1 protein-coding gene is annotated in these 203 nt (G+C 43.3%); it reads right to left on the reverse strand.

What is annotated here, in order from left to right:
* The coding region (locus Q0871_RS18685) for a hypothetical protein (RefSeq protein WP_299326629.1) at nucleotides 1-203 on the reverse strand (203 nt) is incomplete at both ends.

A 203-nucleotide genomic window follows, 5' to 3' on the forward strand; every position in this document is an offset into this window, starting at 1 on the left:
ACTACATGTGTTATATCACGAGTAGCCTGAGTTGCAGCATTCCCTGCAGTATTAGACACATCTGCAGTAATCGTTTCATTAGCATCTAAAGCTTGGGCTTCCACAGCGGTTATATCGAAAGTCCAGGCATTCCCTGTTACTACAGGAGAATAGGTAGTTCCGTTTAAGACTACCGTTGCAATTTGTCCGTCTTCTACATTGGT

It is taken from the genome of uncultured Maribacter sp. (genome assembly GCF_947500985.1).
GTDB lineage: Bacteria > Bacteroidota > Bacteroidia > Flavobacteriales > Flavobacteriaceae > Maribacter.